Consider the following 26,407-nt stretch of genomic DNA (forward strand, 5'->3'; position numbering starts at 1 on the left):
AGTATAACCATGTGCTCGCGCTAACGTTGCTTCGTGCCCGACGCCGACGAATCTCCGCCGACACGACGAGCGATGCGTGAAAAACAAGACGATCCTGGTACGGACTCCCCCACGGACGCCGCCGAAACGGCCATCGCCGATCCATCAGCGACCCCCGAGTCCGCGGAGACCACGACGTCCACGGGCGCCGTAATCGTGAAGAATAGAACCAAAAAGCCCGCCCCCGCCCCCAACCCGCGGCGGGCACTCACCTGGGTCGAAGCCTCGCAGCTCGCCGCGGCATCCGGACCCGCAGCCCCACTCGAAGCTGCACCCGCTGGCTTCTCACCGGTGTCGCCAGCACTTCTTTCGCGCCGGCCGCGCCGATCGCCGTTTCGCCCGGGCGTCATTTTTCCGATTTTCATCGTGCTCGCTCTTATCGCGGCCTACGCCGGCACAACGCTGCTCTGGCCGTTGAGCGCGATCGAGCCAGAGGCCACGAGCACACCGTTGCAGCCAGTTTCAGCGGACGTGTCCGCGCCGGAATGGCCGGAGGTCGGCGCTGCCGCCGTCTCGGTTGGGGGTATCGATGGCACGCTCGCGTCTACCGATAACACGACGTCTATTGCGAGCATCACAAAGCTCGTCACGGCCCTTTTGGTGCTAGACACGGCACCGCTCGCCGTCGGTGAACAGGGGCCGGAATTTGCTTTCACATCAAACGACAGCAGCACGTATTGGTCGTATCTCGCGAACGGCGAGTCAGCTCTCGACGTGCCCGTCGGCGGCACCCTCACCGAGTATCAAATGCTCCAGGGCATGCTCATTGGCTCGGCCAACAACTACGCCGATCGGCTTGTCGCAACCTACTGGCCAACGGATGCCGTTTACGCCGCTGCCGCGAACTCTTGGCTGGATCTGCACGGGATCTCAGGCATCACGATTGTCGGCCCATCGGGTATCGATGCCGGAAACACAGCAAGCCCCGGGGCACTTATCCCGTTGGCGAATCGGGCTCTCGCCGACCCCGTCATTGCCGAGATTGTGCGCACAGTGTCAGTCGATCTTCCGGGCGCTGGCCTCGTGACGAATACCAACGAGCTTCTTGCCGATCCCGGCGTTATCGGGTTGAAAACCGGAACGCTCGATGGTTACAACCTGCTGGCCGCAAAAGAAGTCACGGTCGATGACATCACCGTTCGGCTTTATGCCGCAACGCTCGATCAACCCGATTACGACACTCGCAGCGCCGTCACGCGCGGACTTTTCGACCAACTCGAAAGTGAGCTGCAGCCCGACCCATCGGTGACAGCAGGCAGCCTTGCGGGCCGCGTCGAAACTGTCTGGGGCGAGAGCGTCAACCTCGTCACTGATGGCGACGCGACAGTCGTGCTCTGGAATGGCGGCACGGCAGAAGTTGTGACGAGTCTCGACCTCGCCGACAACCGGACTGCGGGCGAAACCGTCGGCACCGTCACAGTCACGGGTCCGCTCAACTCGAGCGTCGTCGATGTTGAGCTCGCAGAAGACATCGAGGGCCCCACTCCGCTCTGGCGACTGACTCACCCGCTTGAGCTGTTCGGGCTCAGATAGCGTCGCGCGCTACGCCTTGAACTGTGCGGAGCCCAAAACGCGTTCGACAGTGATCTCGAGCACCACACGCTCCGGATTTTCTCGCGGCTGCCGATAGCGTTCGGCGTAGAGCGAGACCGCCAGCGCAACCTCGTCGGGGTCATCGAGCACTCGAGCGGGCCCCTCGAAGCTGATCCAGCGCCCACCGTCCACGGTGTTGACGCTCGCGCGTCCAGCTCTTTCAGCATTCAAGAACTTCTGCGAACCACGCGATCCGATAACCCGTACGATGCCATCTCGATACGTGATTCCGACGGGCACCGAGTGGATTCGCTGACCTCGTCCGAGAGTCGAGAGCGTAGCGAGCTGATATTCGGCAAGAAATTCGCGGGCAGCATCAGTAATCACAAGACAAGCCTCCCATTTTCTTCGGGTCAGACGTACGTCACGGTCTGATCGAGCCGGGTTCGCACGTCGAACACTTCGTTGCCACCGATGTCGCGTGCACCGCTCACACCACGCCTCAGCACCGTGCTGAGCGCGCTTCGAGCGACGACGACAACCGGCATTCCACGGATCTTGCCAAGCTCTGTGATGGCCTGTGCCACATCTTCATCTGGCAACACGACAATCGCACCGCTGAACCGCACCCTGGCCGCGCGCGCAACGACCCGCATTCGCCCGAGGAGCTCCGTGATCGGCGCACCGGGAACGTGTGCCCCGGTGATCTCTCCGCGGCGAAAGCTCACTGGGCCGCCAAAGTCTTCAGACAGCACTCCGTAGAGTCCGCTGGGCCCGAGCACAACGTGATCGAGCTTGTCGTCGGGGTTTGATCCGCGACCGGCGGCGGCCACGTCGTGCCACACGGTGTAGCCCATGCCGAGATCGGCGACGATACGCGCTGAGGCTTCCTCGGCGAGCGCATCAGCGAGCAGGCGCCGCACGTCGAGCGGAGCCGAGCGAACGAGCTGCGGATCGTAGGGGTCTTCGAGATCAACGCCGCGGCCAGCCCATTCCCGAATGAGGTTCAGGTAGCGCTCACGGCGCCAGCCGCCGGGCTGTCCGTGTGTTCGCGCTCGCGGGCGCGTATCGGGACGCGAGCTGGGTGCTCGCCAGCCAGAAGTAGCCGTGGCATCCGGTGCAGTAGTTGGTGCACCGCGACCCCGATCGTATGCCGCGCGTGCTTCGGGCGTGCCGATAAGTTCCCACGCTCGCTGTACCTGTACGAAGATCGCCGCGTCGCCGCCGGTGTCGGGGTGGGTTTCGCGCAGCTTGGCACGGTAGGCGCGACGAAGATCATCCTCAGAAATATCGCTCGCGACGCCGAGCACGTCATAGGGCGATGCCGAGAGTGGACTGTCGAACACAACGTCTCCCCTCGTTCACACAGCGGCATCCAGGCTATCTCCCCCAGATACCCGCGGGCTGCATGCGCTCGCTATGCGGTGTCTGGTCGCTTCTCGTTGCGCCTGGCATACGCGGCTGAACTTCTACTCGACAGTGCAAGCAGAATCAGGATGTCGAGAGCCACCGAGGGAAGAGTGCCAGTGAGGCGTATCTCTTGCCCGTTGAACCACCAGCCGGCGAACGCCGTAGAGATCGAGAAGACCGAGAACACAAGAATGATCAGGCGAGGCCCGTTTCGGCCGCGGAGGATCATGACCCCCAGGATTCCCTCGACGAGGAAGATCAGTGATCCGATGACGAGCACGACTCGAATCGCTAAGGCCAGGTCGTCTCCCGCGAGTGGCACTCCCTCGATTGTGAAGTCGGCATCTCTTACTATCGCCGGCCAATCGAGGGTCAGAGCCAAGAGTAGAAAAACGCCGGTTGCAGCACGCAGCAGCACCAGAACGGAGCCGGCCACAGTGCTTGCCGGCCGGCGCATCTCGGGGTCATGCCTCAGCGGACGCGCGAGGTCTGCGGGGGATTCGAACGCAGCCCTCTTTCTGGGCAATTCTTCGGGCGCGATCACGCTGTCACCTCGCTCACATCGAGAATCAGCAGATTACCGTCGGTCCGAATCGAATCTCCCCCACCGTTTCGCGCGTGATAGCCGGTGGAGAAATCCTGGATGACATCGACTGTCACCGCGGTTTCGGATTCGGTGAGGGTCTGCACGATGTGATCTCGCTCGATGTCGGTGTTCGCATCAATACGATGCGTGACCTGCAGCGTGAACAGCGAAAGACCGACAGCGGTGTCGAACGTGCCGGCAGCAAGCCAGTCCACCCGATGACCACCGGGGAGTAACCAACCATCGGGGCAACGCCAAAATCGCACGTGGTGGCGCTGCGCCGGATTGCCCGCGACCTCCTGTTGATAGGCAAAGTCCTGCTGACGTCCGAAGAGGAAAAGCGGACTCACGGGCGCCTCGTTGTAGCTGCGCCGACGCAGCGTCGAGGTGACGATTCGCCACGACGACGAGAACGTCACTGGGTCGGCTTTCGTCCAGCCAGCTGCGTGAAGCGCCTGTTCGATCTGGCCGCTCTCCCCCATGAGCGCGAGGTTCACCGGGTCTCCGAGTAAGCCGTCCGACGTGCGCGTGCGACCGATGAAGTAGTCGGGAACGTAGACGGTCGTCAAAATGCGATGAAGGCGCGGCAGTACCAGATAGGCAAGAAGCACCCAGAACACAATTGCCGTGAGGATTCCCCACCAGCCGAACCCGAACGTTTGGGTGAAGCTCAAGTAGGCGAGCCATACAGCCGCAAAGCCCGCGAAGACGAAGAAGAACCAGTCGAGCGCAAGCCCGATCGAATACCGTCTCCGCGTGCGGCGCTCATGGCGCTGGGTAGCTTTTGACGTGGTCATTGTGATGGCCACAACGCGATGTCGGGCACGAAAGCGAACGCCTCAGCGACAGTGTCTGCCGACACGTCGGCAAGCGTCGGCGGGTCCCACCGCGGCGCACGATCTTTGTCTACGAGCTGCGCGCGTATCCCCTCGGAGATGTCGGGCTGAGTTGCCACAAACCACGACACCAGTGCGTACTCCTGCTCCAGAGCAAACCGGAGATGAGGCAACTCGCGAGCACGTCGCACAGCTTCGAGGGTCACCGAAAGTGATGTGGGCGAGAGCGTGGTCAACAAATGTGCAGTCTCGGATGCCTCGGGCTCCGAACTGTCGAGGAGGCGCTTGATGATGTCGGGCACGGTTTCGGCCGAGAACGCCTCATCGATCCAGACTCGCCGCGCATCTAGCGCTGATGGATCCGGGGTGTCGTCGAAAAGCATCGCGAGTTCCGTCGGGTTGGCTGGGTCGGCACGAGTCTCAAGGGCTTCGTGAAGAGCAGAAAGATTGGCGACCGGCAGGAGATAGTCAGCGAATCCAGCGGCGATTGCATCGGCGGCATCCATCGTTGCGCCGGTGAGCGCAAGATACTCGCCTAGCCTGCCCGGAGCTCGCGCCAGCAACCAGGACCCTCCAACGTCGGGGGTGAGACCGATGCGAGTTTCTGGCATCGCGAGCTGCGAACGCGGCGTCACGACGCGGACTGCTGCATGGCCCGCAACGCCGATGCCGCCGCCCATCGTGATGCCATCAGCAAAAACAACAACGGGCTTCGGATACTCGGCGATCCGCAGGTTCAGCGCGTACTCGGCACGAAAAAAGAGCCCAGCGTTCTCGGGGTGCCCGCCCACGATCTGCTCCCGAAGACCGCGTACGTCTCCGCCTGCGCACAGTCCTCGCTCGCTCGCACTGTCGATGAGAACGATGTCGACATCATGGGCGTTCTCCCACGCCTGCAACGCCCCATCGAGTGCTTGCACCATGTCTAGATCTAGCGCGTTGAGCGCCCGAGGCCGATCGAGCGTGAGCCGTCCGAGACCGTTTCTCACGTGCACGCGCACATGCTCACTCGACAATTCCGATAGGTCTGCGCTCACGTGCGCAAGGCTACCGCGTCGGCCTCGTTCGTCATCAAGTCGCTCTGGCGATGGTTTTCCGGGAGTATAGGGAGGATTGCCCGCGTCGACGAGAGGTTCCGGATGACTGACGGACAGCTGCTGGAATTTTCCGGCGTCACCAAACGATTTGGCGGCATCACTGCCGTGAACAATTTTCAGGCGCGTATCGAGCCCGGAGTCGTGACCGGATTTCTCGGGCCGAACGGCGCTGGGAAGACCACGACCCTTCGGGTGCTCCTCGGTCTCGTTGCACCCACCTCCGGCACAGCCCGCATCGGCGGTAAGGATTACAGCGAGATCAAAAACCCGTTGCAGTCGGTCGGCGCGGTACTTGAGGCGTCCAGCTTCCACCCCGGCCGGTCGGCGGCCAACCACCTGAAGGTCTACGCACGTGCGGCGGGGATTCCGATCTCGCGCATCGATGAGACGTTGGCGCTCGTGGGTCTCACAGAAGCTGCGGGCCGTCGTGTCGGCGGATTCTCGCTCGGTATGCGCCAGCGGCTCGGTCTCGCTGTCGCGCTTCTCGGCGACCCTGGAGTGCTCATCCTCGATGAGCCGTCAAATGGCCTCGACCCGGAAGGCATCAAATGGATGCGCGGGTTCTTGCGTCAGCTCGCACGCGACGGTCGTACCGTGCTCATGTCATCGCACCTTCTCGCTGAAATTCAGCAGACAGCGGATGCCCTCCTCGTCATTTCGCGCGGAAAACTCGTCTACCAGGGCGCCCTCGCCGATCTCGTCGACCCGTCCGAGTACGCGACAATCGTTGACTCCCCCGATCGCGCAGGACTGTCCGCCGCGCTCGCACGCGAAAACATGCCGACCGAGACGCTTCGCACCGGGCTCGTCGTGCACGACTCCGACACCATTGCCGTTGGAGCTGTCGCTGCGCGCGCGGGTATCGCGCTCTCATCACTGCAGCGACGCGGACCTGCTCTTGAGGAGGTCTTCCTCGACCTCGTCAGTGGAGTGCGTGTCCATCCTTCCGGCCAGGACGCGAGCGCCCCGCAGGCAACAGCGGAGCCAGAAGCCGCTTCGACATCAGAAGCTCCTGCAGACGCAGAAGCAGACGCAGAAGCTCCTGAAACGACAAGCGTTGATGACACTCATCTGATTCCAGTGATTGACGAACGCACGTCAGATCCGTTCGAACCCGCCGAAACCGATGTGCCTGCACCTGCGGCGCCTCAAGAACGCGAGTTCAACGACGAAGCCAACGACACAGAGGAAGGTGAAAAGCGATGAGCCTCGCACGCGCTACCCGTTCTGAGCTCACGAAGCAGTTCACGACTTCTGGCTGGTGGATTCTCGGGATCGTGCTCCTCGCATACGTCGGCTTCACTACCGCCGGCCTCACGTTCGCCCTCGCCTTCTCGGTAAACGGATCTCTTGGCGAGAGTTCGGGTATGGCGGCATCCGCTGACGGCCTTGCAACTCTGCTTTACAGCCTGGCGACATCTATCGGATACGTCTTCCCGCTGCTCATTGGAACCCTCATCGTGACGGTGGAGTTCCGTCACAAGACACTTACCCCTACGTTCCTTGCCACACCGGCACGTGGGACCGTGCTCTTGGCAAAAGTTGCCAGCGGTGTCATCGTGGGGGCGCTCTTCGGCGCCATCGCACTCGTCGCAACTGTCGGCCCCGCAGCCGGAATCCTCAGCGGCTTCGGTCTCGCAACCGAACTTGGTTCTCTCGACACCTGGGCGCTGTTCGCACGAACAATTGCCGCCTTCGTGCTGTGGGTTCTGATCGGAATCGGCGTCGGATCGCTCGTTCGCAATCAGGTCGCGGCGATCGTCATTGTTCTGGCGTTCACGCAACTCGTCGAGCCGATCGCACGTCTCGCCGCAGGCTTCGTCGACGGTCTTGACAGTGTGACGCGATTCCTTCCGGGCGCGGCGAGCGACAGCTTGGTGGGAGCGAGCGTGTTCTCGTTCAGCACGACGGCAAGCGCTGATGCACTCTCGTGGTGGCAGGGTGGCGTGACGCTTCTCGTTTACGCCGCATTATTCGTACTCGCGGGTCACATCTTCAGCTGGCGCCGCGACGTCGAGTGAAGCGAGTACTTACGAGGAGCGCTTGCGCTTCGTGCTGTTCGTCGCAAGATCGACAACATCTGTCGGTTCTGAGCCGGTTTCGAGCCGAAGCGCTTGCACCAGCGCCACGCCGTGACTCGTCGTCAAGATGAGACGTTGAAATTCATCAGAACCCTCGAGGTCGATCACAACGCTCGGCTTCCGACGTCGGATGCTGACAAAATCGCGTCCACCCGCAGACTTCCATGAACCTGCGGCGATCGCGACGGGTAGGTAGGTGCCCGGGTCGGGTACGCCTCGAAGCCAGGTCCACGAGTCGTCTGTAAGCTGCACGCGCACGATCTGCGAACGATCGATCATCACATTCCGCTTGCGGAATGTGAGACCTTTTTCAGTGATCGACAGCACGACTTCGAGGTGTGCGGAGTCGAGCATGAGAGTGACCATGTCTCTATCCTGCCGTCAATGGAACGACGCCGCGACCTGATTGCGGGTGTATTCGAAGATCACGCTTGTGCGAGTTGACGCAACACTGTCATGCCCTGAGAGGTGTTCCACGACGAATCTGCGGAGCGCAGACGAGTCTTCGACCGCGACGTGCACGATGAAATCATCGACGCCGCCAACGAAGAACATCTGCGTGACCTCGGGGAGTCTTCCGGTGTCTTCCGAGAACCGCGCGATGCTCGCTTGGCGTGCTCCGGGTCGAAGAGTCACTCCCACAAGCGCCTGAAGCGTTTGCCCGAGTTCGTGCTGCGAGATCACAGCTTCGTAGCCCGCGACGACACCACGACGCTCGAGGCCACGCAGGCGAACGTGCGCGGTTGATTCAGCGACACCGGCGCGCGCTGCAATTTCACGGTTCGTAGAGCGCGCAGATGACTGCACCGCGGCAAGCACGGCACGGTCGGTCTCATCGAGCGCAGCTTCGCTGCGAGGTTCTTTCGCCACCATGTCACGTGCCCCTGTTCTTCTCGAAAGAACTCTACGAGAATGACTACAACTTCGAAGCATCTTCGGGCGAAACATGCGCGACACGTGTTTCGAGGCAGTATCGCGGTAACAGAGCGAGAGAGGTTCGACATGAAAATCGGTATCCCGACAGAACTGAAGAACAGCGAACGGCGCGTCGCGATCACACCCGAGGGCGTCGACGCCCTCGCGAGACGCGGACACGACGTTCTCATCGAGAAGGGTGCCGGCGCCGGAGCGCGTGTGCCCGACGAGGCCTACGTTGCCGCGGGGGCGCGAGTCAGCGCATCGGCCGACGATATCTGGGAGCACGGCGATCTACTTCTCAAGGTGAAAGAGCCCATCGCTCCAGAATTCTCGCGCATGCGCGCTGATCAAGTGCTCTTCACGTATCTGCACCTCGCAGCATCCGTTGAGTGCGCGAATGCGCTGCTACAGGCCGGCACGACAGCAATCGCCTACGAAACAGTCCAAACTGCCGACCGCAAGTTGCCGCTCCTGGCACCGATGAGCGAAATCGCTGGACGCCTCTCTGTGCTCGCTGGCGCACACCACCTGATGAGTCCCCTTGGCGGACGCGGCACCCTCCTCGGTGGGATCGCCGGAGCACGGGCGGCGAAGGTTGTCGTTCTGGGCGGCGGCGTCGCCGGTGAGCACGCAATTCGGAACGCTGTCGGAATGGGTGCGGACGTCACAGTGCTCGACCTTTCATTGCCGCGTTTGCGCGAGTTACAGGCCGAGTTCGGGCCAGCTCTTCGCACGCGAGTTTCCACTCCGCTCGAAATAGCGGCTCAGGTGAGTGAGGCTGATCTCGTTATCGGCGCGGTGCTGGTTCCTGGCGCGACAGCTCCACGGCTCGTCACCACCGACATGGTGGCGACGATGCCCGAAGGATCGGTACTCGTCGATATCGCGATCGATCAGGGCGGATGCTTCGAAGGCTCCAAACCGACGACGTACTCCGACCCGACCTTTGCCGTGCACAGCTCGCAGTATTACTGCGTCGCGAATATGCCTGGCGCTGTGCCAGAAACCGCCACTCGTGCCCTCACGAACGCCACGCTCCCCTACGTGATTGCCCTCGCAGAACGCGGATGGCGTGCCGCAGTGCGCACCGATCCGGCACTTGCCGCGGGACTCAACACCCACGCCGGGTTGGTCACGAATGCACCCGTGGCGGCGGCCCTCGGAACACAGTTTGTTGCGCCGACCGATCTTCCAGTGTGAGCGCGGTGCAAGACTAGAGGGATGACACTGCTCGATCCCGCACCCACCCCCGCGGGCGAGCAGGGCTCTGCGCGTTCAGCCCTGCTGGCAGCATCAGCTGGTCGAGAGCTGACTGCCGCAGAAACAGAAGCTCTTCTCGGCGCAACGGGCGCTGATTTCGACGAGCTTCTTACACTCGCAAGTGCGTTGCGCGATGCGGGCCTCCACCACATCGGGCGCCCGGGCATCATCACCTACTCGCGCAAAGTTTTTGTGCCACTCACAACGCTCTGCCGCGACCGCTGTCACTACTGCGTTTTCGTGGACACCCCCGGTCAGCTGCTGAAAAAGAACAAGCCGGTGTTCATGTCACCCGAGCAGGTGCTTGCTGTCGTGCAACAGGGCCACGCCCTCGGTTGCAAAGAAGTGCTGCTGACCCTCGGGGATCGTCCCGAAGAGCGCTGGCCCGAGGCACGTGCATGGCTCGATGAACACGGCTACGGCTCCACCCTTGACTACGTCGGCGATATCGCGCGGCGCATCACTGCCGAGACCGGGCTCCTCGCGCACCTGAACCCCGGCGTGATGACGTATGACGAACTCGTTGCGCTGCGTCCGACGGCACCATCGATGGGAATGATGCTCGAGACAACGTCGCGGCGCTTGTTCGAAGAACCCGGCCAAGTGCACTACGGCTCCCCCGACAAAGACCCCGACGTGCGACTCAAGGTCATCGACGACGCGGGGCGCGCCAGCATCCCGTTCACCACCGGAATTCTCATCGGCATCGGCGAGACGCTGCGTGATCGTGCCGAGTCGCTGATCGCGCTTCGCGATTCCCACGCGCGCGGAGGACATGTGCAAGAAGTGATCGTGCAGAACTTCCGCGCGAAACCTCGGACCGCCATGGCTGGGGCGCCCGATGCGGAGCTTCGCGAGTACCTCGCTGCTGTCGCAACAGCGCGAGTTGTGATGGGCGCTGACATGCGCATCCAGGTGCCGCCGAACCTCTCCGACGTCACAGAGTTCGAGCTACTCGTTCGCGCTGGCATCGACGACTGGGGCGGGGTTTCACCGCTCACTGCCGACCACGTCAACCCGGAGCGCCCATGGCCGCACATTGACGAACTCGCTGAGCGCACCCGCGCCCTCGGTTTTGAACTGCAAGAACGCTTAACAGCTCACGCCGAGTTCATTCGTGACGCCGACCGCTGGATAGATCCAGAGCTCGCTCCGGCGGTGCACGCTCTCGCCGATCCGATATCAGGCTTGGCCGCTGCGATGCCCGCTACGAACGATGGTGCGACCGTCGATAGCGGCGTGACTCGCGATGCCGCGCCCTCGCGTTCCGGCGCAATCCGCCTACCCTCGACCGCACGTCAACTCGCCGAGCGCGCCGCCGCCGACCCGCTTTCGCTCGACGACAACGAGTGGGTGAGTTTGCTGCATGCGTCCGGTGGTGACCTTGACGCTCTCACCCAGACGGCCAACGATGTGCGCCGTTACACGGTCGGTGAAGCCGTGAGTCTTGTGGTCAATCGCAACCTGACATCTTCGGGGCTGAGGGCTCGGGCATCCGACGACGAATCGACATTCACGCTCGACGATGTCCCGGCGATCGCGCGCGACGCATGGGAGCTCGGCGCGACCGAAATCTGCGTGCAGGGCATGATTCCAGCCGACGTCGACGCGGGTGCATACCCCGCGATTGCGCGATCCATCAAGGCCGCAACACCGCATATGCACGTACATGCATATCGCCCACAAGACGTTTGGGACTTCGCCGAGCGCAGTGGCCTCACTCTCGATGACGCACTCGCCGCGCTCCGCGATGCCGGTGTCGACACCATGCCGGGCACCGGCCTCAAGGTGCTGAGCGAACGGGTCCGCGAGCTTGTTGCCCCGGGCGACCTCGACATTGCTCGCTGGGTCGAGGCGATAACTGCCGCTCACCGCGCCGAGTTCCGCTCCACATCGGTGCTTTTCTACGGCCACGTCGAAACTGCGGCAGAGCGCATTTTGCACGTGCGGATGCTGCGGGAAATCCAGAATTCCACCGGCGGCTTCACCGAATTCGTGCCCATCCCGCTTCCGGGTGGAGACGTGCCCCTCGTGCCGAGTCGAGCGCCGCTTGACGAACACCGCGCCATGGTCGCTGTCTCGCGTTTGCTGCTTTCAGGCTCGATCAGCCACATCCAGATTCCGTGGACAAGGCACGGGCGAGACGCCTCCGCTGCCCTCCTCAGCGCCGGCGGCGATGACCTCGGCGGCAGTCTGCTCGATGGCCGCGTGCTCCCTCGCACCGGCATCGAGCACGGCCAAGAGCTCGCCGTCGCGGACGCCGCACGGATTGCTCAACACCTCTTCCGCCCGTTCCGCCAACGCACGACCGAGTACCGGGAGCCCGCGGCAGGCCGAAAGATCGTTGTCCGATGAGCGCTCCCCGCGCGACGATGACCGTCGACGAACTCATCGTTGGGGCAGGTTTCGCCGGTATCGGCATGGCACTCCAACTTCAGCGCAGTGGCCGATCGAACTTCGCGATCATCGAGCGCGGGGCATCCGTCGGTGGCACCTGGCGCGACAACACCTATCCGGGTGTTGCGTGCGACGTACCGAGCCACCTCTACGGCTTCGCGTCGCACCCCAATCCAGAATGGTCGGCGCTCTTCGCGCGCGGTGATGAGATTCACGGTTACCTGCAGAAGATTGTGCGCGATGAACGCCTTGAGGGGCAGCTTCTCCTCAACACCACGCTCACGAACGCCCAATGGGATGCCGCCCGCTCGTTGTGGGTTGTTTCTATCTCGGGCGATGCACCCGGTGTGATCGAAGCGAGCACTCTCGTGCTGGCATGCGGCCGCTTGACGGAGCCGGTGATCCCCGACGTGCCAGGCCTTGACACTTTCACCGGTCCGCTGTTCCACTCCGCCCGCTGGGACCACAACGCGGAGCTTGCTGGCAAGCGCGTTGCCGTCATTGGCACCGGAGCCTCGGCGGTGCAGCTTGTTCCCGAGCTCGCCCGAACGACGGCACACGTCACGGTATTTCAGCGCACAGCGCCCTGGATTGTGCCGCGCGATGCGCGCCGATATTCCGCCGAGGAACTTTCCACGTTTCGTGACGATCCGGCAGCGCTCGCGCGGCTGCGTGAGGAGCTGTATTTCGAAGGTGAAGCGCGGTACGCCGCGCGTTCAGGCGACGCCGCCGCGGCAGCTGACGCGACAGCGATTGCCGATGCGCACCGAGAGGCGCACGTCGCCGATCCAGCGCTTCGAGCTGCACTTCGGCCCACGTACGCGTTCGGTTGCAAGCGCGTCTTACTCTCAGACGACTACTACCCCGCGGTGGCGTCCGACAGGGTGACAGTTGAGGCATCCGCTCTCGAAAGCGTCGCAGGCAGCACGCTGACCGCTGCGAGCGGCGAGCGCTACGACGTCGACATTGTGGTGTTGGCGACAGGTTTTGCCGCAGCGCAGCAGCCATATGCCCACCTGATCATGGGCGAGACCGGCCAGACCCTCGCTGAGCATTGGCACGCGGGCATGACATCGTTCGCCTCGACCGTCGTTTCAGGATTCCCGCAGATGTTCGTTCTCAACGGACCCAACGCCTCGCTTGGCCACAACTCTTCAGTGCTGATGGCCGAAGCACAGGCCGAGTACGTCACACAGTGCCTCGACCGCGCGCCTGGGCGTGGCGGCATCCTGCGGGTACGACCAGAAGCCGAGGCCGCATACAGCGCCGCGATCGATGTCGCTGCGGCCGCGACGCCGTGGATGAGCGGCGGATGTCACAACTGGTACGTCGACGACCGCTCTGGCCGCCTCACCCTGTTGTGGCCGGGAACCGTCCAGGCCTTCCGCGACATGCTCGCCACCACCACCACCACCACCGGGGACGAGTTTTTTCCCACCGATGTTTGTTCACCGTCCGCTTCGATTGGAGCATCATGACAGTTCCCCTGCGCTTTGGCTACAAGGCATCCGCTGAGCAGTTCAACCCCGCCGAACTCGCCGACTTCGCCGTACTCGCCGAGGAATCGGGCTTCGATTCGGTGTTCATCTCCGACCACTTTCAGCCCTGGATGCACGAAGGCGGACACGCGCCCGCAGCACTCCCCTGGCTCGGAGCCGTCGGCGCACGCACGTCGCGGGTACTTCTCGGCACCTCAGTTCTGACCCCCACCTTTCGCTACCACCCCGCCGTCGTCGCTCAGGCATTCGCGACGCTGGGCGTGATGTTCCCGGGCCGCATCATCCTGGGCGTCGGCACCGGAGAAGCGCTCAACGAAGTGACCCTTGGCCTCGACTGGCCCGAAGCGCCCGAGCGGTTTCAGCGCCTCAAAGAGTCGATCATCCTCATGGAAAAGCTGTGGGCGGGCGAGCGCGTCACCTACGAAGGCAATTTCTGGAATGTGAAAGACGCCACGATCTACGACCGTCCCGAGACGCCGGTACCGATCTACATCGGTGCCGCCGGCCCCGCCGCGACCCGCCTCGCGGGACGCATGGCGAACGGATTCATCACGACGAGCGGCAAAGATCGAGCGCTGTACACAGAGACACTGCTTCCCGCCCTCGCTGAAGGCATAGACAAAGCGGGGCGTAGCTCCGACGACGTCGACACCCTCATGGAGGTCAAGGTGTCGCTCGCCGACACCCGCGAACAGGCACTCGAAAAAACGCGCTTCTGGGCACCCCTTGCACTCTCACCCGAAGAGAAAATGGGCGTCCACGACCCCATCGAGATGCAGCGACGTGCCGATGAACTGCCGATCGAGCGCGCGGCATCCCGCTTCATCGTCTCGACCGATCCCGAAGAGCACGTCGAACGCATCGCCGAGTACGTCGACATGGGTTTCCGGCATTTGGTCTTCCACGACCCGGGATTCGACCAGGCCGGATTTTTGCGGATGTACGGCGAAGAGGTACTGCCGCGCCTCCGCGCCCGGTTCGGCGCCTAAACGCGTGCCCAGCGCTACCTCGGCGGCCACGCACACTTCCCTGCACGAACTCAGGCAATATTTGTCGTGCAGCAGCGGTGCATCGCGTGTTTCCGGCAATCCGGCACCGGAGCAGCAACATGCAGCCTGAGTACGTGCAGGGCACGAGCGAAGCCCACGGCGCGTGGGTTGTCATTGTCCCCGTGAAACCGAGTGCCATCGGCAAGTCGCGGCTCGTCGGTGCCGGAATTGAGCGGATGCCACTAGCCCGAGCCATCGCACTCGACACGATTGCGGCGGCCGCTGCCGCGACCGAGGTGTCACGCGTCATCGTGGTCACCGACGATGAGCTCATCGCAGCGGAGTGTGCACCCGTCGCGGGGGTCGAGGTCGTGGCCGAAGGCGCGGCATCCGGTCTGAATGCTGCCATCGCACACGGTGCTGCTCAGGCCGACGGCACCTATCGAGCAGCGCTGCTGGGCGATCTTCCCGCCCTGCGCCCAACCGACCTCGACCAGGCGCTACGTGCGGCACTCGGTGTGGACCGCGCTGTTGTTCCGGATGCCGAAGGCACCGGGTCGACGCTCGTCACTGCCCGTGTCGGCGTAGCGTGGCGAAGCGAGTTCGGTGCCGATTCGTTCGAACGGCACCGAACTGCCGGGTTTGCGCCGCTAACTCTCCGCGTCGACTCGTCTCTCCGACGAGACGTCGATACGCTCGCGCAACTGAACGACGCGAAAGCGTTGGGCCTCGGCCCGCGCACGCATCAGCTCGTCAGTTGACCTAAACCGTGTCAGCCATGCAGTGGCCTGCCGGGGCGGCGCAGCTCACCGCAGGTTGCACGCTCGTCGATGCTGCTTCTGCCGAGAACCGGCCAGTTGGCACCTGAAAGAGGAACGCGGCGATTAGGGCGCAAAGGAATGCGGTCGCAGTGAGGGCGATAAGCCCGTTTTTTCGACGAAGCGCTGCCGCGACGAGCGCGCCAAGAAGTGCGCCGACGGCGATTCCCGCCGTCCACACGTACCGGTCATTCTGTGCCGCGGTCACTTCGACGGGCGCCGACCCCATCCGGAAATACATCTGCAACCACTGCACCGGGAGCGCGAATGCGAGCGAGCCCCCGATAGTGAGCAACATTATGGCGAGCCCGGCGAGCGCTCTGGAGGAAGAAACGGTGGAGCTCGCTGGCGCTGGCGTCGTTGCTGCAGCAGTTGTCGTCGTCGACATGCCCGAAGCATAGCCAGCAACCCGGCCTACGACCAGCATTGATTCACATCCGCTGTGGGTAGGTGCCCGTCGCTCCGCTCGGCGCTTGCACGTACTCAGGCAAATCGGAAAGAGCGCGATCGGAGAACGACGGAATATCAGGGCTTTGGGAGCGTAGCACTCACACGCTGCCTGAGTTAGTGCACGGGGATTTTGTGAGAGCCTGAAGCGTGGACGGTGTGGAGCTGATTGGCGGCGTCGAGCCGCGCGCGATAGTTATCGTCGATCCCGACCCGGCTTGGGCGGAAAGGTTCGTTCGGGCGCACGCTCGGATCAGCGCCGCGCTCGGTACTTTCGCCCGTCGCATTGACCACATCGGTTCGACTTCGGTGCCGGGGCTGCCTGCTAAACCCATCATCGACATCGACGTCAGCGTGGCAGACGTCGAAGACGAAACCGGATACGTGCCCGCGCTAGTGGCGGCAGGCTATCTGCTCCGTGTTCGCGAGCCCGGCCACCGCATGCTGCGCACTCCCAACCTCGATACCCATGTGCATATCTGCACTGTCGGCAGCGAGTGGGAAGAAGACCACCTGCTCTTTCGCGATTGGCTCCGGCAGCATCCCGCAGATCGAGATGCCTACGCGGTACTAAAACGGCAACTCGCGACCCGCGACTGGACAGATATGAACGAATATTCGGATGCCAAAACTTCGTTCATTGCCGAAATCCTGAGCCGCGCGCGCAGCTGACATAGCCCGCGCCTGCACTAACTCAGGCTGTGCGGATTAGGCACGACGAAGCTCCCGCAGAAATCCGGGGGGCGTGACACAGCCGCACCTGCGCGTTGCCTGAGTTAGTGCAGGGCAAGGGCGGGGGTACGGGCAAGGGCAAGGGCAAGGGCGGGGCGGGGCGGCCTCAGCGGCCGGCGGAAATTGCGGCCACGGCGAGCGCTTCTGCGGTCTCGGCATCGCGCATCCACAGCGGTACGACGTCGACGGAGATACCCAGGGCCTCGACGGATGCCGCAAGCTCAGCGTCTTCTTCGGCTATCAGCCACGTGTCGAGCACGCCGCCGTCGAGGCGCGCACCGTAGTGGGCAGCTACCGCGTCGGCCGCTGTGCGAACGCCCACGGCGCCGAGGCATACGTCGGCCATACCGCGGACGACGTTGCCCCCGATGATGGGCGACACTCCGATGACGGGGCCACCGGTTGCTCGCAGGGCTTCACGGATTTCGGGCACGGCCAAGATCGGGCCAATCGACACCACGGGGTTCGACGGCGCGATCAGCACGAGGTCGGCGTCTTCGATGGCCTCGACAACACCGGGCGCCGCGAACGAGCCGGCAATGCCGGGGTTCTCGAAGCCCGCGGGCGGCAGTTGGGCGCGATATCTCGTCCACCACTCCTGAAAGTGCAGCCGCTCGCCGTTCTTCAGCAGCACGTGGGTGTCTACTTCGTCGTCGGTCATCGGCAGCAGCTTCGCGCCGAGCGGCCACCGCTTCGACAACCGCTCGAGTACTTCTGTGGGGCTCAGCCCGTCGCGCAACCACCCGGTGCGAGCGATGTGCGTGCCGAGGTCGAGGTCTCCGAGAGTGAACCACGGCCACCCCGTACCCCAGGCCTGCAGCTCGGTGTTCACACGCTCGGTGTCGCCGGCTCGGCCCCACCCGCGTTCGGTGTCGTTCGCTCCGGCGAGCGCGTAAATCATCGAGTCAACGTCTGGTTGAAGCCGCACACCCGACAACCAGATGTCGTCTCCGGTGTTGACGATGACTGTCGCCTCGGGCTCACCGAGCGTTGCAAGCGCAGCGCGCACGCCGAGGGTGAATTTCGACCCGCCGACGCCGCCGGCGAGTACGACGACTCCACTCACGGACGCACTGCCTCCGCGGCCGCCCGCGCGGCCCTCGGCAGCGCGGCGAGCACGCGCGCGAGAGCGTCGTCGTCGTGGGCCGCGGTCAAGAACCAGGCTTCGAACACGCTCGGCGGCAGCGAAACTCCGGAATCGAGCATCGCGTGGAAGAACGCCGGGTAACGCCACGATTCTTGCTCGAGAGCTTCGGCGTACCTGCGCGGAGCCTCGTCGGCAAACACAACGCCGAACAACGAGCCCGCACGCGGCACGGCGTGCGCGATACCCTCCATCGCCAGCGCTCCCGAGAGCGCGGTCGAAACAGCGGATGCCGCAGCATCCACTCGCGCGTAGACCTCAGGGGTTGCAAGCCTCAGCGTCGCAAGTCCTGCCGCGACCGAAAGCGGGTTGCCCGACAGCGTGCCCGCTTGGTAGACGGGACCCAGGGGTGCAAGTGAGTCCATGACATCGGCGCGTCCTCCGAGGGCGGCCAGAGGCATCCCGCCGCCGACGACCTTGCCGAAGGCAAAGATGTCGGGGGTGTAGATTTCCCCCGCTTCTTGCTGGAGCCCCCAGTAGCCGGCGGGGTGCACCCGGAAACCCGTGAGCACCTCATCGAGGATAAGGAGTGCCCCGTGCTCGTGCGTGATGTCGGCGAGCGCGGCGTTGTAGCCGGCATCGGGCGCAACAACGCCCATGTTGGCCGCGGCGGCCTCAACGATGACACCGGCGATCTTGTCGCCGTGCACGGCGAACACCTCTCGCACAGCGTCAAGGTCGTTGTACGGCAAGACGAGGGTTTGCGCGGCAATCGGAGCCGGCACCCCGGCCGAGCCCGGCAAAGCGAGGGTTGCCACGCCAGATCCAGCCGCCGCAAGCAGTCCGTCGGAGTGGCCGTGGTAGTGCCCGGCGAACTTCACGAGCAGGTCGCGACCGGTATATCCGCGAGCGAGGCGAATCGCCGTCATCGTGGCTTCTGTGCCGGTCGAAACCAAACGCACGCGCTCGACGGGGCGACGAACCTCAGCGCCTTCACCCGGCGCAACAACACGCTCAGAGATCACGGTGGCGAGGTCGACCTCAGCCTCGGTGGGCGCACCGAACGACAGACCGCGGGATGCCGCATCCTGCACCGCCGCGACAACCTCGGGGTGAGCGTGGCCCAGCAGCGCCGGGCCCCACGACGCCACGAGGTCGACATAAGAGGTACCCGCAGCGTCCGTCACGTACGGTCCTGTTGCCGAAGCAAGAAAACGCGGGGCTCCGCCAACGGAGCCGTAGGCGCGCACGGGAGAGTTCACTCCTCCCGGAATCACTTCGCGCGCATGGGCGAAGAGGTCGTCGTTACGGTCGTGAGTCGGCTGATTCACCGGTCCTCCTTATAGTTCTTCGCGGAGCCACTGAGCAGCTTCGATTGCCCAGTAGGTGAGCACAGCATCTGCGCCCGCGCGACGGATCGACGTAATCGACTCGAGCACTGCGCGACGGCGGTCGATCCAGCCCTGTGCTGCAGCGGCTTCGACCATCGCGTATTCGCCCGACACCTGGTAGGCCCACACCGGCACATCAACGGCTGCGCGCACATCGGCGAGCACGTCGAGGTATGGCAACGCGGGCTTCACCATGACGATGTCGGCGCCCTCTTCTACATCGAGCAGCGCTTCGCGCACACCCTCGCGCCCGTTGGCCGGGTCGAGCTGATACGTGCGACGATCGCCGACGAGCTGCGAATCAACTGCCTCGCGGAACGGGCCGTAGAAAGCACCGGCGTATTTTGCCGAGTAGGCCATGATCACGGTGTCGGTGAAACCAGCACCTTCAAGCGCTGCGCGAACAGCGAGCACTTGGCCATCCATCATCCCCGACAGGCCCAACAGGTGCGATCCTGCCTCAGCCTGAGCAAGCCCCATCGCGGCGTAGCGCTCAAGCGTCCGGTCGTTGTCGACGGCACCCGATGCGGTGAGCACTCCGCAGTGGCCGTGGTCGGTGAATTCGTCAAGGCAAAGGTCGGTCTGAACGACGAGCGCGTCACCGACCTCTTCAATGAGTGCCCGAGTTGCGACATTCAGGATGCCGTTGGGGTCATCGGCGCCGGAGCCTTCGGCGTCACGCACGGCGGGAACCCCGAACAGCATGACTCCGCCGACGCCCGCGGCTGCGGCATCCGCAGCTGCGCGCTTGAGCGAGTCGAGCGTATGTTGCATGACGCCCGGCATCGAGCTGATCGGAACAGCCTCTGAGATGCCCTCGCGCACGAACATCGGCAGTACGAGTTGGCTCGGCACCGGCCAGGTCTCGCGCGCGAGCCGTCGCATCGCCGGGGCCGAGCGCAAACGGCGCGGCCGGTGAGCGGGAAAACTCACGACTGGGCCTCGTCGAGTGCATGCGGCAGGGCGTAACGCGAGACAGCGTCGATCAACGCTGTCGCTGTTTGTTCGTCAGCGATCACGTCAACGTCGAGCCCGGCATGCTTGGCATCTTTTGCCGTGCGGGGCCCGATGGCCGCAATCACCGTGTCAGCGGGAATTTCGGGAAACTGTAGGTGCACCTGCTCGGCAACAGAACCACTCGTCACCAAAATGGCGTTGATACGGCCACTCGCAACGTCTGTGGCGATTTTCTGAGTGACGGGCACTCCCACCGTGCGGTAGGCGACGACTGAGCGCACTCGGTGACCCGCCTCGATGAGGTGGCGCGTGAGCACTGGCTTTGCGATTTCGCTCCGCAGCGTCAAAATGTCCCGCGGTTCAGGCTCAAGCTCGACGAGCTGCTCTGCCATGCCAGCCGCTGAGTTATCTCTTTCGGGCACCAGGTCGACGCGGTATCCCACGGCCTGAAGAGCCGCGGATGTCGTTTCTCCGACAGCGGCAACCTTCGTTTCGTGCGGAATTGTCGCGCGGTAAGAGACGAGCACATCTACCGTCGTCGCGCTGGTGATTGTCAGCCAATCGAACTTTCCGGCGGCAAGATCGGCGAGCGCTGTTTCGAGCGTCGCCTGGTCATTCGTCGAGGCGAAATTGATGAGCGGGGCAACGACCGGAACCGCGCCCTGCTTGCGAAGATTTGCGGCAACGCTGTCGCCCCACGGGCCACCACGAGGCACCAGCACTCGCCAACCGGCGAGGGGCTTGGCCTCATCGGTGCTGCGTAACTGTGAGTTCATGGAGTCGACTTTCACGGTGCGAGGTCAGCCGCTCCACGTTCGAGCAACCGACGTGCGACATCTTCTCCGACGCCGCGGGCTCTCGCGTCGGATGTTGCGCCGTCGGCAGCTTCTGCACCATCGCCACTGCCTGATTTTCGAGCATACCCCGACCCGAGAGGCGTCGTTTCGTCAAGGCCGATGCTTTTTTTGCCATCGAGCGCATAAACCATGGCGTTCAGCCGCACCTCGTCGCCATCAAGCGTCGCGTGCACTCCCACCGGTGCATGACAGCCAGCATCCAGGCCCGCAAGAACTGCACGCTCGGCGTCGACGGCGGCGCGGGTTTCGGCGTGGTCGAGTTCACCCAACGCTGCACGCAGATCTGACTGCGCGTCCACGCGGGTTTCGATGGCCAGGGCGCCCTGTCCCGGGGCCGTCGGCCACTCGTTGAGGTCGAGGTATTCGAGGTGCAATCCGTCTGTCACAGGGCGTCCATCGGCACCGAGGCGCGAGATCCCCGCAGCGGCAAGAATCACAGCGTCAAGTTCGCCCGAGCGCACGCGTGAAAGCCGAGAGTCAACGTTGCCGCGAATATCTCTCACGTCGAGCTGTGGGTTGCTCGCGAGTGCTTGCGCGCGTCGGCGTGGTGAACCGGTGCCAACCGTTGCAGCAACGGGCAGGTCGTGAAGTTCTGTGCCGTCACGTGTGATGACGACATCGCGAGCATCAACGCGCGAAGGAATAGCCGCGATCACGAGCCCGGGAGCCGGAGCGGTGGGTAGGTCTTTCAATGAGTGCACAAGCAGGTCGCACTCACCCGCGGCGAGTGCTTCGCGCAAGCGTGTCGCGAAGACGCCCTGCCCGCCGAGACTCGATAGTGACGCGCGGGAAACATCACCTTCGGAAGTGATCGGCACGAGCACGACGTCACGGCCCGATGCTGCCGAGAGTGCGTCAGCCACCTGCTGCGATTGCGCAGTTGCGAGTGCACTCCGCCGCGTTCCCAAGCGCCACGGCGTGGGCGCTGACGTCACGCCAGAACCTCGGGGATGGCCTCGATTTCGATGCGACGACCCGTATAGAAGGGAACTTCTTCACGCACATGGCGGCGCGCTTCGGTGTAACGAAGGTCGCGCATCATGTCGACGAGATCGGTGAGCACGTCTGCTTCCATCGGTAGCAACCACTCGTAATCGCCGAGGGCGAAGCTTGCGACGGTGTTCGCCGTCACTCCGGTGAACGCAGCACCCTTGCGGCCGTGCTCGGCAAGCATCTGACGACGCTCAGCCTCGGGAAGCAGGTACCACTCATAGCTGCGCACGAACGGGTAGAGACACAGCCACTCGCGTGCCGGCACGTCGCGCAAGAAACCGGGCACGTGGGCACGATTGAATTCGGCATCGCGGTGCACGCCCATGGCGTTCCACACCGGCAAAAGTGGGCGCAGCAACTCGGTGCGACGAAGGCGCCGCAAGTCGCGCTGTAGGTCTTCGGGGTTGGGGCCGTGCAGCCACACCATGAGATCAGCGTCGGCGCGAAGTCCGCTCACGTCGTAAAAGCCGCGAACGGTGACGCCACCCTGCTCAATGAGCGAGACGATGTCTTCGAGTTCGGTCGAGTCGGTCTCAACGACGGGGTGCTCCGGGTCGCGGCTGAAGATCGCCCACAGTGTGTACTGCGTACCGGGTCCTTCAGTGTTCGCTGCGGAATCTTCCCGGTGGTCGTAGTGCTCAGAAGCCATACTCACCAGTGTCTCTCTCCCTACGCGCGATACCAAACGGGCAGGATGCTGGGTACGCCCGTGTGGGTGTTACTTCGTTTTCAGCGCAGGTAGATGCGGACTGCGCCCCACACCACAACACCGACCGCTGTTGCGAGCCCGACAGCTCCCACAACAGCAGCTGCAGGCTTGCGCTTCGCGAACGCACGCGCGCGCGTTCCTGCGCGATCAGCCGCGATTCCGGCTCGCTTAGGCAAGTTCGCCTTTTCTTCGATTGCTGACAGAGCTGCCTTCAGCTCGGCGCGCGCCTTTTCGACGGGATCAGTGATCCCAAGAGGAACTCCGGTACGCGGTACGGGAACCGGCGAGTTCGCCGACGATGCTCCCTGCAGATTAGAACTCATCTGTGGCCTCCTTCACGGCACGCACATCTTCTGCGATCGATTGGCCGGGATTCTTCGCGCGCGAAATCTTGCGGAACTTCATCAGCCCGAGCAACGCAAGCACAGCAACGATCAAGATCATGACCACGAACACGACAAGCGCCGAGAGCCATGCGGGCCACCACGAGGCAAGGCCGATGATCACGAAGGCGCCGAGCGCGGGTACTGACCAGAAGAGAACGAAAAGCGCGGCAACGAACCACCCGGCGCCGATTCCGACATCTTTAGCGGTGCGCGTCACCCACGACTTTGCAGAATCAACTTCGGCAACCACAAGATTGCGCACGAGTTCGGGCACTTCACCCATAAGGGTGAGGAGGCCATCATCGGCGCGGTCGCGGAATCCACGAGGCGTCGTCATCATTTGCCGCCGTTGAGTTTCTCGTCGATGTCGTCGGCTGCTTTCTTCGCGGCAGCTTCAGCTTCTTCGGCCGTAACCGTCGCGGCATCTGCGATGTCACGCTTCGACTTCTGGGCTGCGGCAACTCCGGCATCGACACGATCACCGGCGCTGCCCTTCGCAGCAACTGCCTTGGTGATTTTGACGGCACCGTCCCACAGCGCGTTCGGAACAGCCAGGGCTGCCGACGTGCCGAAATCCTTCACTTTGCTGACCTGGTTCTGTACCGGGTCAAGCTCCCATACTTTCTGGGCTTGGGTTTTAATCTGCTCGTACCGCTTGCGACCGGCACGGGTGCCGAGAACGTAGCCTGCGGCGAGTCCGACAACGAGTCCTACTTTGCCCCTCATGGGGTCTCCTCACGCTCGGTGGAGGTGCTGGTGTCACACCAGGCTATCGCCGTATTCCAAATCCGGCATCCGCTTGACAAACACCGGCTTGATTAAGACCATCGCTTCACTCGTGTTGAGCGTGATGACCCCAAAGCGCGGCACGCCGCACCCGATCAGCTTCAGCGACAGCATCCGGCACGACCTGCGCAAGGCCTGTGCCCGAGAGCCATGCACCCACAGCGCCGAGCCCCGAGACCGCCCTGATGGCGCCACGCGCGGCTGCCACAGCTTCTGGTCGCCCGCGCGTTGCCGCGGGTTGCGACTGCACGTAGCCGTCGCGGTGCCAGCCCCGTACTCTCTGCGGATGCAGGGTAACACCCAAGAGAGCGGATGCCTCCGCCACAGCGAGCGCAACGGCATCCGCGTCGTTCAGGTCTTTTGTCGCAGGCACTTCGCCCTGAGCGCCGAACGACACCCGCACAACGTGCGTGCCGGGTTCGGTGAGTGCGTCAAGCCATGGCCATTTCGCCGTCGAGTGTGTGAGCGCCTTCGCAACATGAGAATTCGGCACAGTGAGTACACCCGTGCCACGAGGGTGGGTGTCGAGGTCGGGGGCATCGATCACGAGCGTGATGAGTTCAATTTCAGGGGCAGCTGCCGTTTCTGCTTCGAGCGCCGAAACCACGGGAGACAGGAGCGCCCGCGCTTCGGGCTCAGTAACAGCGACGATGACTGCGGCGAATTCCTCGGCACCCTCGGTTGCGGCACCGTCAGTGGTGAGACCCCAGCCGGTGGGTGTCTCGGCGAGAGCCGTGACCGACGTGTCGACGCGGATGTCGACGCCGAGGTCAAGGAGTCGAGCACTCAGCGCCTCGACAAGACGAGTCATACCACCGGCGAGTCCCTGCACGGCACCGCCGGGTGCGCTCTGTCGACCGCCCACGAGGTCGGCAACAGCACCCGAAAGCGATCCGGTGCGGGTGAGCGCAGCATTCAACCCCGGGGCTGCGAGATCGACGTCGATGTCGTCTGGACGCGCGGAATAGACCCCGGTCGTGACGGGGGCCACCAAACGATCGAGCACACGCTGCCCCATACGCTTTCGCACAAGGTGACCGAGACTGCGGTCATGGCCGATCGTCAGTGGTGGTCGCAGTCGGTCGACATACGCACGCCAGGCCCCGCTCCACCCGAGAATGCGGCGCACGTCTTCGCGCCATGGGTTATCCGGGATCCCCAATACACTGCCGCCCGGAAGGGGCGCGGCGCCCGCGGGGAGCCCGGCCACCCACGCACCGACAGGGTTCGGTGACGCCACGGCATCTGAGAGGTCGAGTTCGTCGATGAGCGCGCGCACGTGCCCGCCGCGCGTTGCGAAACTCTCGGCTCCCACATCCACAGTTAGTCCGGCGATGTCGGCAGATCGCAGCACTCCGCCAACGCGATCGGATGCCTCGAACACCGTGACGTGCAACCCCACCCGGGCGCACTCCATCGCCGCGACGAGACCCGAGATGCCGCCACCGACGACAGCTACTCGCGTGTGGCCCGCCTGCTCGGCGAGGTGCGCGAGGTCTTCGACGCCACTCACACGCCCGCCTCGTGTGCGAGAGCGACGATGCGCGTCAACACCTCGGGGTCGGTGTCGGGAGGAACACCGTGACCGAGGTTCAAAATGTGTGCGCGCGCGACGCGGCCGCGGTTGATCACGTCGTGAACATGGGCTTCGAGCACCGGCCACGGCGCCTGGAGCAACGCGGGGTCGATGTTTCCCTGCACTGTGACGTCAGGGCCCAAAAGCTGCGCCGCTTCATCGAGCGGTGTGCGCCAGTCAACTCCCACGGCGTCAACGATGCCGCCAAGACGCATGTCAGTGAGGAACCGATCGGTGCCTACCCCGAAGTGGATGCGCGGGACGGTAACGCCTGCGAGAGCCGCGGTTGAGTGAGGTGCCACGAACGCACGATAATCAGCAACCGAGAGCGAGCCCGCCCACGAATCGAAGAGCTGCACGGCGCTGGCGCCGCCATCCGTTTGCGCTTTCAAGAACGCTGCCGACACTTCAGCGAGCCAACCAGCAAGTCGGTGCCAAGACTCGGGATCGGCATGCATCATGGCGCGGGCACGCAGGTGCTCTTTGGAAGGACCGCCCTCGACAAGGTACGCGGCGAGGGTGAAGGGGGCGCCGGCAAACCCGACGAGCGGAGTGTCTCCGAGTTCGCGGCAGACCATCGCAACGGCTTCGCGGATCGGCGCAGCGGCCGCCGCGACTTCTGCCGGGTCGACCATCGTGATGCGGTCGACATCTGCGGTGCTGCGGACGGGGTGTGCAAATACCGGTCCGCGGCCGGGCTCGATTTCTACCTCGATACCCGCAAGACGCAGCGGTACAACGATGTCACTAAAGAACACAGCGGCGTCGACACCGTGGCGGCGCACCGGCTGCAGCGTAATCTCAGCGGCAAGCTCAGGCTCAAGGCACACATCGAGCATGCGGGTACCGACTCGCAGCTCGCGGTACTCCGGAAGCGAGCGGCCGGCCTGGCGCATAAACCACACGGGCAGGCGGTCGCTTCGTTCACCATGCAGCGCCCGAACGAGAGCGGATGCCGCGGGGCCCGTGGGCGCCACCTGGTCGAGGTCGTTCGAGATGTCACTGAGCACGGCTCTATTCTCCCAT

At 63.8% G+C, this 26,407-nt stretch carries 28 protein-coding genes; 9 read left to right on the forward strand and 19 right to left on the reverse strand.

Annotated elements, in window-relative coordinates; genetic code table 11:
• Window positions 1–33: 33 nt before the first annotated feature.
• Window positions 34–1,572, forward strand: coding sequence for a D-alanyl-D-alanine carboxypeptidase family protein (locus FHS06_RS01435; protein ID WP_167044485.1), 1,539 nt, complete (start codon window positions 34–36; stop codon window positions 1,570–1,572).
• 9 nt (window positions 1,573–1,581) lie between these two features.
• Here the strand turns inward: FHS06_RS01435 and FHS06_RS01440 are convergent, their stop codons facing one another.
• The 5 genes from FHS06_RS01440 to FHS06_RS01460 all read right to left on the reverse strand — a co-directional run bounded on the left by FHS06_RS01440 (window position 1,582) and on the right by FHS06_RS01460 (window position 5,441).
• Window positions 1,582–1,959: a pyridoxamine 5'-phosphate oxidase family protein gene (locus FHS06_RS01440; RefSeq protein WP_167044488.1), complete on the reverse strand. Its 378-nt coding sequence runs from the start codon at window positions 1,957–1,959 to the stop codon at window positions 1,582–1,584.
• A 26-nt stretch (window positions 1,960–1,985) separates the two neighbouring features.
• A complete protein-coding gene (locus tag FHS06_RS01445) occupies window positions 1,986–2,918 on the reverse strand; it encodes a J domain-containing protein (RefSeq protein WP_167044491.1) in 933 nt (310 codons plus the stop codon).
• Between the two features lie 71 nt (window positions 2,919–2,989).
• A complete protein-coding gene (locus FHS06_RS01450; protein WP_167044494.1) occupies window positions 2,990–3,526 on the reverse strand; it encodes a hypothetical protein in 537 nt (178 codons plus the stop codon).
• Window positions 3,523–4,365 (reverse strand): LssY C-terminal domain-containing protein, encoded by an 843-nt coding sequence (locus FHS06_RS01455; RefSeq protein WP_167044497.1) that lies wholly within the window; start codon window positions 4,363–4,365, stop codon window positions 3,523–3,525. The genes FHS06_RS01450 and FHS06_RS01455 overlap by 4 nt, the downstream gene beginning before the upstream one ends.
• A complete protein-coding gene (locus tag FHS06_RS01460; RefSeq protein ID WP_310734759.1) occupies window positions 4,362–5,441 on the reverse strand; it encodes an enoyl-CoA hydratase/isomerase family protein in 1,080 nt (359 codons plus the stop codon). Before FHS06_RS01460 ends, FHS06_RS01455 begins: the two co-directional genes overlap by 4 nt.
• Window positions 5,442–5,543: 102 nt before the next feature.
• Between FHS06_RS01460 and FHS06_RS01465 the strand changes: the two genes are divergently transcribed.
• Window positions 5,544–6,707 (forward strand): ABC transporter ATP-binding protein, encoded by a 1,164-nt coding sequence (locus FHS06_RS01465; protein WP_167044499.1) that lies wholly within the window; start codon window positions 5,544–5,546, stop codon window positions 6,705–6,707.
• A complete protein-coding gene (locus FHS06_RS01470; protein ID WP_167044502.1) occupies window positions 6,704–7,522 on the forward strand; it encodes an ABC-2 transporter permease in 819 nt (272 codons plus the stop codon). The genes FHS06_RS01465 and FHS06_RS01470 overlap by 4 nt, the downstream gene beginning before the upstream one ends.
• Before the next feature lie 9 nt (window positions 7,523–7,531).
• Here FHS06_RS01470 and FHS06_RS01475 read toward each other — a convergent pair whose 3' ends face one another.
• Entirely contained in the window at window positions 7,532–7,948 is a 417-nt protein-coding gene (locus FHS06_RS01475) for a hypothetical protein (RefSeq protein WP_167044505.1), read from the reverse strand.
• Window positions 7,949–7,963: 15 nt separating this feature from the next.
• Entirely contained in the window at window positions 7,964–8,455 is a 492-nt protein-coding gene (locus FHS06_RS01480) for an Lrp/AsnC family transcriptional regulator (protein WP_167044508.1), read from the reverse strand.
• Between the two features lie 129 nt (window positions 8,456–8,584).
• Here FHS06_RS01480 and ald point away from each other — a divergent pair, with 129 nt between their 5' ends.
• The 5 genes from ald to cofC all read left to right on the forward strand — a co-directional run bounded on the left by ald (window position 8,585) and on the right by cofC (window position 15,406).
• Window positions 8,585–9,700 (forward strand): alanine dehydrogenase, encoded by a 1,116-nt coding sequence (gene ald / locus FHS06_RS01485; RefSeq protein ID WP_167044511.1) that lies wholly within the window; start codon window positions 8,585–8,587, stop codon window positions 9,698–9,700.
• Window positions 9,701–9,721: 21 nt separating this feature from the next.
• Window positions 9,722–12,115, forward strand: coding sequence for a 7,8-didemethyl-8-hydroxy-5-deazariboflavin synthase CofG (gene cofG, locus FHS06_RS01490; RefSeq protein ID WP_167044514.1), 2,394 nt, complete (start codon window positions 9,722–9,724; stop codon window positions 12,113–12,115).
• Window positions 12,112–13,635 carry a flavin-containing monooxygenase gene (locus FHS06_RS01495; protein ID WP_208387859.1) on the forward strand — a complete coding sequence of 508 codons (1,524 nt, stop codon included), beginning with the start codon at window positions 12,112–12,114 and terminating at the stop codon, window positions 13,633–13,635. The genes cofG and FHS06_RS01495 overlap by 4 nt, the downstream gene beginning before the upstream one ends.
• The gene (fgd, locus tag FHS06_RS01500) at window positions 13,632–14,645 is read left to right on the forward strand and encodes a glucose-6-phosphate dehydrogenase (coenzyme-F420) (RefSeq protein ID WP_167044517.1); all 1,014 of its coding nucleotides are present in this window, start codon (window positions 13,632–13,634) and stop codon (window positions 14,643–14,645) included. Before FHS06_RS01495 ends, fgd begins: the two co-directional genes overlap by 4 nt.
• A gap of 119 nt (window positions 14,646–14,764) precedes the next feature.
• The gene (gene cofC / locus FHS06_RS01505) at window positions 14,765–15,406 is read left to right on the forward strand and encodes a 2-phospho-L-lactate guanylyltransferase (protein ID WP_167044520.1); all 642 of its coding nucleotides are present in this window, start codon (window positions 14,765–14,767) and stop codon (window positions 15,404–15,406) included.
• Window position 15,407: 1 nt separating this feature from the next.
• On the opposite strand, the gene FHS06_RS01510 is transcribed toward cofC, so the two are convergent.
• A complete protein-coding gene (locus tag FHS06_RS01510; protein ID WP_167044523.1) occupies window positions 15,408–15,851 on the reverse strand; it encodes a hypothetical protein in 444 nt (147 codons plus the stop codon).
• A gap of 218 nt (window positions 15,852–16,069) precedes the next feature.
• Between FHS06_RS01510 and FHS06_RS01515 the strand changes: the two genes are divergently transcribed.
• Window positions 16,070–16,582 (forward strand): GrpB family protein, encoded by a 513-nt coding sequence (locus FHS06_RS01515; protein WP_310734758.1) that lies wholly within the window; start codon window positions 16,070–16,072, stop codon window positions 16,580–16,582.
• Between the two features lie 166 nt (window positions 16,583–16,748).
• On the opposite strand, the gene cofD is transcribed toward FHS06_RS01515, so the two are convergent.
• The 11 genes from cofD to hemE form a co-directional block, all read right to left on the reverse strand.
• A complete protein-coding gene (cofD, locus tag FHS06_RS01520) occupies window positions 16,749–17,708 on the reverse strand; it encodes a 2-phospho-L-lactate transferase (RefSeq protein ID WP_167044529.1) in 960 nt (319 codons plus the stop codon).
• Window positions 17,705–19,057, reverse strand: a complete 1,353-nt coding sequence (hemL, locus tag FHS06_RS01525) for a glutamate-1-semialdehyde 2,1-aminomutase (RefSeq protein WP_167044532.1) — start codon at window positions 19,055–19,057, stop codon at window positions 17,705–17,707. Before hemL ends, cofD begins: the two co-directional genes overlap by 4 nt.
• 9 nt (window positions 19,058–19,066) lie before the next feature.
• Entirely contained in the window at window positions 19,067–20,050 is a 984-nt protein-coding gene (gene hemB, locus FHS06_RS01530) for a porphobilinogen synthase (RefSeq protein ID WP_167044535.1), read from the reverse strand.
• Window positions 20,047–20,850: a uroporphyrinogen-III synthase gene (locus FHS06_RS01535; RefSeq protein WP_167044538.1), complete on the reverse strand. Its 804-nt coding sequence runs from the start codon at window positions 20,848–20,850 to the stop codon at window positions 20,047–20,049. Before FHS06_RS01535 ends, hemB begins: the two co-directional genes overlap by 4 nt.
• Before the next feature lie 11 nt (window positions 20,851–20,861).
• On the reverse strand, window positions 20,862–21,866 hold the full coding sequence (gene hemC, locus FHS06_RS01540; protein ID WP_167044541.1) for a hydroxymethylbilane synthase: 1,005 nt from the start codon (window positions 21,864–21,866) through the stop codon (window positions 20,862–20,864).
• Window positions 21,863–22,573 (reverse strand): hydrogen peroxide-dependent heme synthase, encoded by a 711-nt coding sequence (gene hemQ / locus FHS06_RS01545; RefSeq protein ID WP_167044544.1) that lies wholly within the window; start codon window positions 22,571–22,573, stop codon window positions 21,863–21,865. Before hemQ ends, hemC begins: the two co-directional genes overlap by 4 nt.
• 80 nt (window positions 22,574–22,653) lie before the next feature.
• Entirely contained in the window at window positions 22,654–22,956 is a 303-nt protein-coding gene (locus FHS06_RS01550; protein ID WP_167044546.1) for a hypothetical protein, read from the reverse strand.
• The gene (locus tag FHS06_RS01555) at window positions 22,946–23,359 is read right to left on the reverse strand and encodes a phage holin family protein (RefSeq protein ID WP_341779111.1); all 414 of its coding nucleotides are present in this window, start codon (window positions 23,357–23,359) and stop codon (window positions 22,946–22,948) included. The genes FHS06_RS01550 and FHS06_RS01555 overlap by 11 nt, the downstream gene beginning before the upstream one ends.
• Window positions 23,356–23,745 (reverse strand): hypothetical protein, encoded by a 390-nt coding sequence (locus tag FHS06_RS01560; RefSeq protein WP_167044549.1) that lies wholly within the window; start codon window positions 23,743–23,745, stop codon window positions 23,356–23,358. The genes FHS06_RS01555 and FHS06_RS01560 overlap by 4 nt, the downstream gene beginning before the upstream one ends.
• Before the next feature lie 106 nt (window positions 23,746–23,851).
• On the reverse strand, window positions 23,852–25,318 hold the full coding sequence (hemG, locus tag FHS06_RS01565; RefSeq protein WP_167044552.1) for a protoporphyrinogen oxidase: 1,467 nt from the start codon (window positions 25,316–25,318) through the stop codon (window positions 23,852–23,854).
• Window positions 25,315–26,379 (reverse strand): uroporphyrinogen decarboxylase, encoded by a 1,065-nt coding sequence (hemE, locus tag FHS06_RS01570; protein ID WP_375138697.1) that lies wholly within the window; start codon window positions 26,377–26,379, stop codon window positions 25,315–25,317. Before hemE ends, hemG begins: the two co-directional genes overlap by 4 nt.
• Window positions 26,380–26,407: the final 28 nt, after the last annotated feature.

The organism is Microbacterium halimionae (assembly GCF_011761265.1).
GTDB lineage: Bacteria > Actinomycetota > Actinomycetes > Actinomycetales > Microbacteriaceae > Microbacterium > Microbacterium halimionae.

What these genes read in the sequence shown, in the direction of transcription:
- FHS06_RS01480 (WP_167044508.1), bottom strand. Translation starts at nt 8,455, where the DNA reads ATGGTGGCGAAAGAACCTCGCAGCGAAGCTGCGCTCGATGAGACCGAC.
- FHS06_RS01560 (WP_167044549.1), bottom strand. Translation starts at nt 23,745, where the DNA reads ATGAGGGGCAAAGTAGGACTCGTTGTCGGACTCGCCGCAGGCTACGTT.
- ald (WP_167044511.1), top strand. Translation starts at nt 8,585, where the DNA reads ATGAAAATCGGTATCCCGACAGAACTGAAGAACAGCGAACGGCGCGTC.
- cofG (WP_167044514.1), top strand. Translation starts at nt 9,722, where the DNA reads ATGACACTGCTCGATCCCGCACCCACCCCCGCGGGCGAGCAGGGCTCT.
- FHS06_RS01475 (WP_167044505.1), bottom strand. Translation starts at nt 7,948, where the DNA reads ATGGTCACTCTCATGCTCGACTCCGCACACCTCGAAGTCGTGCTGTCG.
- FHS06_RS01455 (WP_167044497.1), bottom strand. Translation starts at nt 4,365, where the DNA reads ATGACCACGTCAAAAGCTACCCAGCGCCATGAGCGCCGCACGCGGAGA.
- cofC (WP_167044520.1), top strand. Translation starts at nt 14,765, where the DNA reads ATGCAGCCTGAGTACGTGCAGGGCACGAGCGAAGCCCACGGCGCGTGG.
- FHS06_RS01470 (WP_167044502.1), top strand. Translation starts at nt 6,704, where the DNA reads ATGAGCCTCGCACGCGCTACCCGTTCTGAGCTCACGAAGCAGTTCACG.
- FHS06_RS01495 (WP_208387859.1), top strand. Translation starts at nt 12,112, where the DNA reads ATGAGCGCTCCCCGCGCGACGATGACCGTCGACGAACTCATCGTTGGG.
- hemQ (WP_167044544.1), bottom strand. Translation starts at nt 22,573, where the DNA reads ATGGCTTCTGAGCACTACGACCACCGGGAAGATTCCGCAGCGAACACT.
- FHS06_RS01535 (WP_167044538.1), bottom strand. Translation starts at nt 20,850, where the DNA reads ATGAACTCACAGTTACGCAGCACCGATGAGGCCAAGCCCCTCGCCGGT.
- FHS06_RS01510 (WP_167044523.1), bottom strand. Translation starts at nt 15,851, where the DNA reads ATGTCGACGACGACAACTGCTGCAGCAACGACGCCAGCGCCAGCGAGC.
- FHS06_RS01465 (WP_167044499.1), top strand. Translation starts at nt 5,544, where the DNA reads ATGACTGACGGACAGCTGCTGGAATTTTCCGGCGTCACCAAACGATTT.
- FHS06_RS01555 (WP_341779111.1), bottom strand. Translation starts at nt 23,359, where the DNA reads ATGATGACGACGCCTCGTGGATTCCGCGACCGCGCCGATGATGGCCTC.
- fgd (WP_167044517.1), top strand. Translation starts at nt 13,632, where the DNA reads ATGACAGTTCCCCTGCGCTTTGGCTACAAGGCATCCGCTGAGCAGTTC.
- FHS06_RS01550 (WP_167044546.1), bottom strand. Translation starts at nt 22,956, where the DNA reads ATGAGTTCTAATCTGCAGGGAGCATCGTCGGCGAACTCGCCGGTTCCC.